Consider the following 8,930-nt stretch of genomic DNA (forward strand, 5'->3'; position numbering starts at 1 on the left):
TGCGGAAGCGGCTTTTTTCTTCTTGCTCGACATATTTTGTTCACTCTAAAGACAATATGCCCGCAAGTTTAACCAATTCGCCTGCCTACTTCAACCGCACGAAAATTATCGGGCTTCCGAACAAGTATGCCGTCTGAAGGTATGCGCATACGTCCGGACGCATCCCTCCGCCATCTTCCGAAATCAGGGATAAAGACTCAACACTATGGTATATTGACCGTTTTATGCTAGCATCCCGACCACCATGGATTTTGCCGTACCTGCCGTTTTAATCATCGACTTGGAAATTAACCCCAAAACCGATACCGTCTTCAAAATCGGTGCATACCGGCCCGACCTTGACCTCGGGTTTGAACGAAGCTTCCGCCATGAAGAAGGATTCAGGAAGGCATTGGCGGAAATGCAGCCCCTTGCGGAAGGTGCGGAATGGCTGATGGGACATAACTTCCTCGAACATGACCTGCTGTATTTGAAAAAAGCCGCGCCCGACCAGGCATGGCTTTCATTGCCCGTTATCGATACGCTGAAGCTGTCGCCACTCGCCTTTCCGCAAAACCCGTACCACCGCCTGATTAAAAACTACAAAATCATCTCTTCCGAACTCAACTCTCCGTTGGCGGATTGCCGCGCCTGTTGGCAGCTTTTTCAAGACCAGTGTGCCGCATTCGGCAAAATCAAAACCGAAAGGCCCGATGAATTTACCCTGTGGGCGGCATTGTCCGATATGCGTCTGCCGTATCGTTCTTCAGACGGCATCTCCTTCGCCGAACGTACCGAACACCCAGATACCAACCGATTGATACGCATTATTTGGATGATGATGCAGGACAACGAAGGGAAAGGGCGTTTGAAAGTCTGCCGCACGCGTTTTTTAGAGTTGATGAAAACCGACATCCGCAATCGCGACATCTATCCTTCGCTTGCCTATGCCCTGTCATGGCTAAACGTCTCCGGCGGCAACTCCGTGCTTGCCCCGTGGGTGCGGAGCCGTTTTCCTGAAACGGCGCGGCTGATTGCCGAACTGCGCGATCACGACTGCGGCGACAGCAACTGCAACTACTGCGCCGACATGCTCAATCCCGAAGCCCAGTTGCAGCGTTATTTCAAACTGTCCGAATTCCGCCATTTCAAAGGTTTCAAAGGCGGTCAGCGCGCCATTGTGCAGTCGGGGATGAAAGGTCTGCACACGCTGGCAGTCCTGCCCACGGGCGGCGGAAAATCCCTGTGTTATCAAGTTCCCTCACTCAACCGCTATTACCGTAACGGCGGGCTGACCGTCGTCATTTCGCCCCTACAGTCGCTGATGAAAGACCAGCTGGACGGAATGCTCAGAAAAAACATTACCTGCGCCGCCATGCTCAACGGCCTAGTCGAAGTGGTCGAACGCGCCGAAATATTGGACAAAACCGCATTGGGCGACATCGGCATCCTGCTGGTCGCCCCCGAACAGTTCCGCAACGACAGTTTCATTTCCGCCATTTCCCAACGTCAAATCAACGGCTGGGTATTCGATGAGGCGCACTGCCTGTCCAAATGGGGGCACGATTTCCGACCCGATTACCTGTATGCGGTCAAATTCATCGCCGAACACGGCAGGAAAAACGGCGGCACCGCACCGGTAAGCTGCTTTACCGCCACCGCCAAACCCGACGTACTTGCCGACATTACCGATAATTTCCGCGAGCAGGCCGGCATAGAATTCAGGCAATTTATCGGCGACAACGCGCGCGACAACCTGTCTTACGAAGTTTTCGAAGCTTCAGACGGCATCAAAAAACAAAAAATCGACGAGCTGCTCCACCGCGAACTCGACCATCAAAGGGGTGGCGCAGTCGTTTTCGTCGGCAGGCGCAAAAGTGCGGAAGGCTATAACGAATACCTCCAAAAACAAGGCTGGGCGTGCGAATACTTCCACGCAGGCCTGGAAACCAATGCCAAAGCAGACATACAGAACCGCTTTATCGAGGGCGGCTTGCGCGTCATCATCGCCACCAACGCCTTCGGCATGGGCGTGGACAAACCTGATGTGCGGCTGGTCATTCATGCCGAAATCACCGGTTCGCTGGAAAACTACCTTCAAGAAGCCGGGCGCGCCGGACGGGACCGCGCAGAGGCAAAATGCATCCTGCTTTATGAAAAAAGCGATGTGGATACCCAATTCGGCATCAGCAAAATGTCGCAAATAGAATTGCGCGACCTCAAAACGGTATGGCGCAAAATCGGCATGCTCAACGCGGCAGCACACGGCAAGGACGGTTGCGGCGAAGTCGTCGCCACCGGCGGCGAGATTCTGAAAGACAGCGAAGAATATATGAGCTTCGACAGGGACGACCGCCAGTCGGACACCAAAATCAAAACCGCCATTTCCTGGCTGGAACGTGCCGAACTGCTCGACCGCAAAGAAAACCGCACCAGAATCTTCCCTTCGCGCTCGGGCAAACTGACTCTGGAACAGGCTTCGGAGCTGATTCAAAAAGGCCGGTTCGCCCGACGGCTCAAAGAAATCTACCTGACCATTGCCGAAATCGTATTCAACGCACCGGATGACAAGCCGCTCAGTACCGACGACCTGATACAGGCGACCGCATGCAGCTTGGAAGAATTGCGCGGACACCTGCACAGCCTCGAAGAAATGGGCATATTGACCAACGATACGCGTATGACCGTCATCCTGCGTACCGACAATGTCAAACCGTCGTCGGGGCTTTTGGAAAAAATAAGCCGATGGGAAGAAAAACTCTGGCAGATATTGAAAACGGAAATTCCCGATGCCGACCAAGGAATATGGCAAAATCTCGCCGTCAATGCCGTCTGCTACGAAATGCACGATTCGGGGCTGGAAAGCACGCCCGCCGAAATCAAGCAGCTCATCCTGTCTTTTGCGGACGACAAATCCGCACTCGAATCCAATAAAAACGGCAGCTTTGAAATCCGCGACTTTGGCAACGGCTGCCTGAAAATCCGCTTCAAAAACAATGACAGCTGGGAAAATATTCAGGAAACCGCCCTTTTGCGCCGCAACATCTGCGCCCGCATCCTGTCCTTTCTCGTCGGCAAGACAGAGGGTGTCCGGCGGAAAGATGTCGTCGTGGAAACCGGAATCGGCGAAATGGTGCAGCAGCTTGCCGACGATATGCAATTGTCGGTACAGATTCCGGCAAACCGCCGCGAAACCCTGCTCAAGCAGGCACTGCTGTTCATGCACAAACTGGGCATCATCAAACTGAACCACGGCATTACCATCCTGCGCCACGCGATGACCATCGTCCCCAACCGGAACGCGCTGGAATCCAAACGGCAATACCTCAAATCGGACTACCGCCCCTTGGAAACGTTTTACGGGGAAAAACGTTTCCAAATCCACGTCATGCGCGAATATGCGGAACGCGCACTCAAAAATATCGCCGAAGCCTTAAACCTGGTCGCCGACTATTTTAAAACGGATGAAAAATCATTTAAGGACAAATGGTTCTCAGGAAGGCTGAAAGAGTTGGAAGAACCCGTCTCTCCGGATACCCTCCATACCGTCACGGACGGTCTGAACAGCGTGCAAAAAGCCGTCGTTACCGATCAGAGCGGCAGGAACCGCTTGGTGCTTGCCGGCCCCGGTTCCGGCAAAACGCGCATCATCGTCCACCGTGTCGCCTATCTTCTGCGCGTCCAACACGTTCCGGCATCCTCCATCATCGTTTTGACCTTTACCCGGCTTGCCGCGCTGGAAGTCAAACGCCGCCTGCACGGACTGGTCGGCAACCTTGCCCGGGCCGTTACCGTCCTGACTTACGACGGTATGGCAATGCGGCTTTTAGGCGTACGTTTCGACAGCAAAGGCTTCGACGGCAAAAGCAGAGAACAGGAGAAACGGAAAACCGAAGAACAGTTTGAAAAATGGTGTGAAGCCGCCACCGCCATGCTTTCAGACGGCATCGGCGGCGGCGACGGGGACGAAGCGCGCGAACGCATCATGTCGGGATTCCGCTATATCCTCGTAGACGAATACCAAGACATCAGCGAACGGCATTACAGGCTGGTTTCCGCACTGGCAGGCAGGAAACGCGACGATGAAGACAAGCTGACCATTCTTGCAGTCGGCGACGACGACCAAAATATCTTTGCCTACAACGGCAGCAGCAACGAATACATCCGCCGTTTTCAGGAAGAATACGGCGTGGATTCGCCCGATTTCCTGACTTTCAACTACCGCAGCACGCAAAACATCATCACCGCCGCCAACCGCGTGATAAGCGGAATGCCCGACCGCCTGAAAACCCTGCACCCTATCGCCGTCAATCCCGAAAGGCGGCAAGACCCCGACGGCGGAGGCTGGGAGAAAACCGACCCCGAACGCCAAGGCCGCGTCCTCGTCCTCGTCATCCGCCTGCACCCCGAGTTCCACCGGAGAAAACGCTTCAACATCCAATCCCAAGCCGTCATTGCGGAAATACAGCGTTTGCGGAATTTGGCGGACATCCCTTGGAACAGCATCGCCGTCCTTGCCCGCAACAACGACACACTCAACCCCATGCAGGCATGGTGCGAACAAAACGGCATCCCCTACTTCCTGACAAACGAACAAAGCCTGCCTTTATGCAAAACACGCGAATTCGTCCGTCTGGTGCACGGCATCGAAACGGCGGTGGACGGTATGCTTTCTTCGGCGGATTTCTGTCGGCTGATAGAGAAAGAAATCAGGCACAGCGGCAAGAAATGGGAAAACTGGTTCGCACAGCTTAAAGCCGACTTCCTCAACGAATTCCCCATTGCCCGGCCGTCTGAAAACACTGCCGCACCGCAACATCCTGCGGCATTTCTGAAAAACTGGCTGTACGAATATGTCGGCAACGAAAAAATCAGCCGTTCAGACGGCATATTCTTGGGAACGGCGCATTCATCCAAAGGTTTGGAGTTCGACCACGTCTTTATCCTGGACGACGGCTGGGAAGAGCGCAGCGACGAAAACCGCCGCCTCTATTATGTCGCCATGACCCGTGCCAAAAAGACGCTGACGCTGATCTGCCACTCATCCCGCCATCCCTGGATAAACGCGCTGCCAGAAGACGTAGAGCGCATAGGCCGCACCTTTGCCGAACTGCCTGAATTGAATGTCGAATATAGGATGCTTTCCAACTATGGAGGAGCGTTGGATATCGGCTTCATCGCCCGAGAAAACGAAAATCCTTCATACGGGGAAATCGGCGAACGCATCGAAGCTGCCAAAATGTTGAAAACCGGCGACAGCCTGGACATCATTGAAGACGGCGGCGGCAATTACCTTTTCTGCGCCAACAATATACCGGTTGCCAAAACCGCCAAGAATTTTAAAGAAAAAATCCCCAAACATGCCCGTGCCGCCGTTGCCGCTGTCGGTGTCTTCTATTTGGAAGATGTCGGCAAAAAATATCTCGAACAATATCGGGAAGACATTCCGGTATGGGCAGTCGTCATCCCCGTACTGATGATTCCTCAGAAACCGTAAACCTTACATAAAAAATGCCGTCTGAAGGCACGGAGCGTGCTTCAGACGGCATCGGGGAGGCGCGAAGGCTTCAGACGGCATTTTTGCCGCTTTATTTCAACGCGGCATCATAGCCGCCGTCTTCTACGGCTTCAATCAACGCCCCCGCATCGGTTTGCGCGGAATCGTAACCGACGGTCGCACTTTTGTTTTCAAGGCTGACTTCGACGCTTGCCACGCCTTTGACGCTTTCCAGTATCCGGGTAACGCTTTTGACGCAGCCGCCGCAGCTCATACCGCCGATGTCGAGGATAAGGGTTTCCATCATTTTTCCTTTCGTTGGTACTGCATTCTGACGGGCGTTATTGTAAGTCGGAGCGTGAACTTGGGCAAACGCGGAAACGGTGCGGCGGTTTGAAAAAATACGGACGCTTGCGCATAATGGCGGCAATTCCCATCAGGACAACAACAATGAACGCTTCGCAAAAACCCTGGTTGAGCATCGTTGCCTTGGCAATCGGCGCATTTATTTTCAACACGACGGAATTTATCCCCATCGCGCTTTTGAGCGACATCGGACGAAGCTTCGGCATGGCGGCGACCGAAACAGGCATCATGATTACGGTTTACGCATGGATTGTCGCGCTGACTTCGCTGCCGCTCATGCTGCTGACGCGCCATATGGAAAGGCGCGGTCTGTTGTTGATTTTGTTTGCGCTGTTTACCGTCAGCCACATCCTGTCGTTTGCCTCTTGGCGTTTTGAAATCCTGCTCGCAAGCCGCGTGGGGATTGCGCTGACGCACGCGGTATTCTGGTCCATTACGGCTTCGCTGGCGGTACGCATCGCCCCCGTCGGAAAGGGAAATCAGGCTTTAGGCCTGCTCAGTACGGGAACGGTGATGGCGATGGTGGCGGGGATTCCGCTCGGACGTATGGTCGGACAATATTTGGGCTGGCAGGCAAGTTTTCTACTGATTGGTTTGTGTGCGGCGGCGGTGATGGCCGTGCTTGCCAAAAGCCTGCCGCGCCTGCCGAGCGTGAATGCCGGTTCTTTAAGCAGCCTGCCCCTGCTTTTAAAACGGAAAAAACTGATGTTGCTGTATGCGATGACGGTACTGGTCATCACGGCGCACTTTACCGCATACAGCTACATCGAGCCCTTCGTCATCCAAATCGGCGGTTTCTCCGCGCGGCAGGTTACGGTGGTTTTGGGGCTGTACGGTCTGGCGGGTTTTGCCGCGTCTTACCTGTTCGGCAAATGGTTTGCCAAACATCCGCGCGCATTTTTGGCGGGCGCGGTATCGCTTATCGCCCTGTCTTCGGGGCTTTTGCTGCCTTTGGTGCATTTACCTGCCGCCATTTACGCGCTGGTGTTCGTATGGGGGATGGCGATTGTGGTCGTCAGTCTGGGGATGGTTTCCAAAGTTTTAGATTTCGCCTCCGATGCCGCAGACCTTGCCAACTCGGTTTATTCGGGACTTTACAACGTCGGTATCGGCGGCGGCGCACTGCTGGGACATTGGGTAACGCAATATGCCGGCATTTCCCGTATCGGCATCGTCGGTATGTTTGCGGCGGCGGCAGGTTTGTGGGTCTGCCTGAATTTGAACCGCCATATCCGAACCTGACCGCGCGATGCCGTCTGAAGCCCCTCCCACCCTTCAGACGGCATTTTGATTGAAGAAATATCCGCCCCTGCTTAAAATAGCTGGCTTTGCCGTGTTTTAACGCCTATTTTCTTATTCCAAGGATGGTTTATGCCGCTGCTGTCTGTCGAATTCGCACTGTTCTTTCTCGCCTTCCTGCCGATTTACTGGGGCTGGGCGAAATACCCGTCCGTCCAAAACCTGCTGCTTCTGGCTGCCGGTATGGGCTGGCTCTACCATATCAGCCCCGTATTTGCGGCAATCGTCGTCCTTTATTCCTCCTGCGTGTACCTTTTGGGCGAACTGCTCCGTTCCGATCGCGAAAATACTCGCCGTTTCTGGCTGGGGTGCGGCATTGCCGCCTCGCTGACCGTCTTGGGCTTTTTCAAATATTTCGATTTTTTCCGGCCGCTGATTGCCCAATATGCCGGAAAAGGCGGCGCAATCGACATCCTGATGCCGCTGGGGCTTTCGTATTACACCTTCCAGTCGATCGCCTATCTGGTTTACTGCTTCCGTGCGCCGCACGCCGCGCGTTTCGGGTGGCACGAGCTGCTGCTGCACCTGAGTTTCTTTCCCACCGTTACCTCCGGCCCGATTATCCGCGCCGCCGCATTCAAAAGCGCGGACGGCGAGCAGGCGGGCGCATTGGCGCAAATCCGCACCCGCCATCCGCGTTCGCCCGTCCGCCCCTCACTCGCCGTTTCCCTGATTTTGCTGGGTATTGCCAAAAAATGGTGGCTGGCGGGGATGCTGGCGGAAAACTGGGTGTCGCCCGTATTTGAAAACCCCGCCCAATTTGACGGCTGGGGCGTATTGGCGGGCGTGTACGGCTATACCTTCCAACTCTTCCTGGACTTTTCCGGATATTCCGATTTGGTTATCGGTATGGCGATGCTGCTGGGCTTCCGGCTGCCCAAAAACTTCTCCGCACCGCTTCGTGCTTTAAACATCCGCGCATTTTGGGACAAATGGCACATCAGCCTTTCCACCTGGATACGCGACTACATCTACATCCCCTTGGGCGGCAGCAAAAAAGGCTTTTTACGGACTCAGCTCAACCTGATGGCGGCAATGGTGCTCTCGGGCATCTGGCACGGCTACGGCTGGAACTTCCTCATTTGGGGCGCGCTGCACGGCACGGCACTGGTGCTGCTCAACACGGGCGACCGTTATTTCGGACGCAACGCGCTATGCCGTCTGAAATACCTCGCACCGCTCTCATGGCTCATCACCTTCCATTTTGTCTGCCTGACCTTCGTCGTCTTCAATACCGCAAACCCCGACGATGCCGGCGCGGTTTTCAGTGCCCTCTTTGCTAATGCCAACGGCTGGAATGCGCCGCAACGGGCGGATATGCTGCTGCTTGCCTCGTTTGCATCCGTCATGCTGCTCTACCCTTACCTGCAACGCGCTTTCGACGGCGCGGTCAAAGGTTTGGAAAAAATCCCGATGTGGCTGTGGTTTATCCCGATTTCCATCATCCTGCTGCTGATTATCGTCCTCGCCCCCTCGGGGATACCCGGCTTTATTTATGCCAATTTTTAAGGGTTTGGACATGAAACACTTTCTTTCCCTTTTCGCCTCCATATTGATGTCTGCCCTGATTGCCGTGTGGTTCAGCCAAAACCCCATCAACGCCTACTGGCAGCAGACCTACCACCGCAACAGCCCGCTCGAACCGCTCACCGCCTACGGATGGTGGCGGAGCGGTGCGGCGTTGCAAGAAAACGCCTACGCCCTTTCAGACGGCATCAAAGCCTTCCTGTCCGGCGAAACGCCGCCGGCGGCCCAAGACGGCGGTTCGACAGATATGCCGTCTTGGGCC

4 protein-coding genes and 1 pseudogene are annotated in these 8,930 nt (G+C 54.8%); 4 read left to right on the forward strand and 1 reads right to left on the reverse strand.

From position 1 onward, the window contains the following. The first annotated feature begins 244 nt into the window (after positions 1-244). A complete protein-coding gene (locus tag Q9J79_RS09505; RefSeq protein ID WP_301911264.1) occupies positions 245-5,476 on the forward strand; it encodes a RecQ family ATP-dependent DNA helicase in 5,232 nt (1,743 codons plus the stop codon). Between the two features lie 91 nt (positions 5,477-5,567). Here Q9J79_RS09505 and Q9J79_RS09510 read toward each other — a convergent pair whose 3' ends face one another. Then, positions 5,568-5,780: a heavy-metal-associated domain-containing protein gene (locus tag Q9J79_RS09510; protein WP_107961212.1), complete on the reverse strand. Its 213-nt coding sequence runs from the start codon at positions 5,778-5,780 to the stop codon at positions 5,568-5,570. A 146-nt stretch (positions 5,781-5,926) separates the two neighbouring features. Here Q9J79_RS09510 and Q9J79_RS09515 point away from each other — a divergent pair, with 146 nt between their 5' ends. The 3 genes and pseudogenes from Q9J79_RS09515 to Q9J79_RS09525 form a co-directional block, all read left to right on the forward strand. Then, positions 5,927-7,084, forward strand: a complete 1,158-nt coding sequence (locus tag Q9J79_RS09515; RefSeq protein WP_301911265.1) for a sugar transporter — start codon at positions 5,927-5,929, stop codon at positions 7,082-7,084. A gap of 129 nt (positions 7,085-7,213) precedes the next feature. After that, positions 7,214-8,650, forward strand: a complete 1,437-nt coding sequence (locus Q9J79_RS09520; RefSeq protein ID WP_301911266.1) for an MBOAT family O-acyltransferase — start codon at positions 7,214-7,216, stop codon at positions 8,648-8,650. Between the two features lie 10 nt (positions 8,651-8,660). Further along, a pseudogene (locus Q9J79_RS09525) lies at positions 8,661-8,930 on the forward strand (DUF459 domain-containing protein); the annotation flags it as partial.

Source organism: Neisseria viridiae (genome assembly GCF_962747995.1).
GTDB classification, from domain to species: Bacteria; Pseudomonadota; Gammaproteobacteria; order Burkholderiales; family Neisseriaceae; genus Neisseria; species Neisseria viridiae.

Excerpts from the sequence above, each read along its gene's own strand:
- Q9J79_RS09520 (WP_301911266.1), top strand. The coding sequence starts at position 7,214 with ATGCCGCTGCTGTCTGTCGAATTCGCACTGTTCTTTCTCGCCTTCCTG.
- Q9J79_RS09515 (WP_301911265.1), top strand. The coding sequence starts at position 5,927 with ATGAACGCTTCGCAAAAACCCTGGTTGAGCATCGTTGCCTTGGCAATC.
- Q9J79_RS09505 (WP_301911264.1), top strand. The coding sequence starts at position 245 with ATGGATTTTGCCGTACCTGCCGTTTTAATCATCGACTTGGAAATTAAC.
- Q9J79_RS09510 (WP_107961212.1), bottom strand. The coding sequence starts at position 5,780 with ATGGAAACCCTTATCCTCGACATCGGCGGTATGAGCTGCGGCGGCTGC.